This window comes from Microcystis sp. M53603_WE2 (genome assembly GCF_030065435.1).
Window position 1 is genome coordinate 1 of the sequence record NZ_JASJFF010000200.1, and the last position, 2196, is coordinate 2196.

The following is a 2196-nucleotide window of genomic DNA, read 5'->3' on the forward strand; positions in this document are numbered from 1 at the left end:
TCCCCTAGCGGAAATGTTCGGTTACGCCACTGATATTCGCTCCAAAACCCAAGGACGGGGCATCTTCACCATGGAATTTAGCCATTACGAAGAAGTCCCCCGCAACGTGGCCGAGACGATTATCACCAAAAGTAAAGGGAATGGCTAATCAGTGAGCAGTGAGCAGTGAGCAGTGAGAATAAACCGATCATTTAAATTCGAGCGGTCAACCCTAACAACTGCTAACTTAAAACTGATCTCTGGTGACTGATTACTATTCACCCACCTGAAGAAGAAAAAAAACAAAGGAACAGAAAGTAAATGGCACGCGCTAAATTTGAACGGACGAAACCCCACGTTAACATCGGCACGATCGGTCACGTTGACCACGGCAAAACTACCCTCACCGCCGCTATCACTATGACCCTAGCGGCTCTGGGTAATGCCCAAGCTAAAAAATACGATGAAATCGATGCCGCTCCCGAAGAAAAAGCCCGCGGGATCACCATCAACACCGCTCACGTTGAGTACGAAACCGCCAGTCGCCACTATGCACACGTTGACTGCCCCGGCCACGCGGACTATGTAAAAAACATGATCACCGGTGCGGCACAGATGGACGGTGGTATTCTCGTGGTCTCGGCCGCCGATGGCCCGATGCCCCAAACCCGGGAACATATCCTGCTGGCTCGTCAGGTGGGTGTACCTAACCTCGTGGTCTTCCTCAACAAAAAAGATATGGTGGATGATGAGGAGTTACTGGAACTCGTAGAACTGGAAGTACGCGAACTTCTCACCAATTACGACTTCGCTGGCGACGAAATCCCCATTATTGCCGGTTCTGCTAAAGAAGCCCTCGATTACATGACCAAAAACCCCAAGGCCCAAAAAGGCGATAACGAGTGGGTGGACGCAATTTATGAATTAATGGAAGCGGTAGATAGCTATATCCCCACCCCCGAACGGGATATCGATAAACCCTTCCTGATGGCGGTAGAAGACGTATTCTCGATTACTGGTCGGGGGACGGTGGCTACCGGTCGGATCGAACGCGGTATTGTGAAAGTGGGTGATAACGTGGAATTGGTGGGGATCAGAGATACCCGCGCCACCACCGTTACTGGGATCGAAATGTTCAAGAAAAGTCTCGACCAAGGGATGGCTGGTGACAACGCTGGTATCCTCCTGCGTGGTATCCAAAAAACCGACATCGAGCGCGGCATGGTGATCGCTAAACCGGGTACAATCAAACCCCACACCCAGTTTGAAGGTGAGGTATATGTGTTAAGTAAAGAAGAGGGTGGTCGTCACACTCCTTTCTTTAAAAACTATCGTCCTCAGTTCTATGTACGCACAACCGACGTAACTGGTACTATCCAAGACTACACCGCCGATGATGGCAGCACTGTAGAAATGGTCATGCCGGGAGACCGGATCAAAATGACCGTGGAACTGATCAACCCGATCGCTATTGAACAGGGTATGCGCTTCGCTATTCGCGAAGGTGGTCGCACCATCGGTTCCGGCGTTATCTCGAAAATTATCAAGTAGGCTAATCTACTAATTAACGGGGCAGTGAATTTAAAAGCTGCTCCGTTACTGTCTTTATTTTGTACCTTGACAATTGCAATAGGTGAAATTATGGCTACGCTACAACAACAGAAAATTCGCATTCGTTTGAAAGCTTTTGACCAGCGCTTACTTGACACTTCCTGCGAGAAGATTGTCGATACTGCCAATAGAACTAACGCCACAGCGATCGGACCGATCCCCCTACCGACCAAAAGAAAGATTTATTGTGTCCTGCGTTCCCCTCACGTTGACAAGGACTCCCGTGAACATTTTGAAACCCGCACCCATCGCCGCATTATTGATATTTACCAACCCTCTTCTAAGACAATCGATGCTTTGATGAAATTAGATTTACCCGCAGGGGTTGATATTGAAGTTAAATTGTAAAAAATGTCAAAAAGATGTTATCGCTAACATCTTTTTTTCTTAGAGACTCTTTGTTATGGTGCTTCTCGTCTAGTTTGTGTGGGTGAGAATCGCCATTAGATACCCCAGCAGCCCATCAAGGTGGCGGTTGCTCTTTAAATAGGGTTGGCTGAATAAATCTAAAAACCTTGTTGGATAAGACTTTTAGACTTTTTTGACCTCAAAAAGTGCCAGCCATTGGAGGGATCGGGGCGAAAATTCCTGGACTTTTTCCCTGAA

At 47.9% G+C, this 2196-nt stretch carries 3 protein-coding genes; all 3 read left to right on the forward strand.

What is annotated here, in order from left to right; genetic code table 11:
- Window positions 1–148 (forward strand): hypothetical protein (locus PX481_RS04300; RefSeq protein WP_288093771.1); only part of this gene is annotated, 148 nt, incomplete at its 5' end.
- 152 nt (window positions 149–300) lie between these two features.
- The gene (gene tuf / locus PX481_RS04305) at window positions 301–1530 is read left to right on the forward strand and encodes an elongation factor Tu (protein WP_288093770.1); all 1230 of its coding nucleotides are present in this window, start codon (window positions 301–303) and stop codon (window positions 1528–1530) included.
- A gap of 90 nt (window positions 1531–1620) precedes the next feature.
- The gene (gene rpsJ, locus PX481_RS04310; RefSeq protein ID WP_002740287.1) at window positions 1621–1938 is read left to right on the forward strand and encodes a 30S ribosomal protein S10; all 318 of its coding nucleotides are present in this window, start codon (window positions 1621–1623) and stop codon (window positions 1936–1938) included.
- The last annotated feature ends 258 nt before the right edge of the window (window positions 1939–2196 follow it).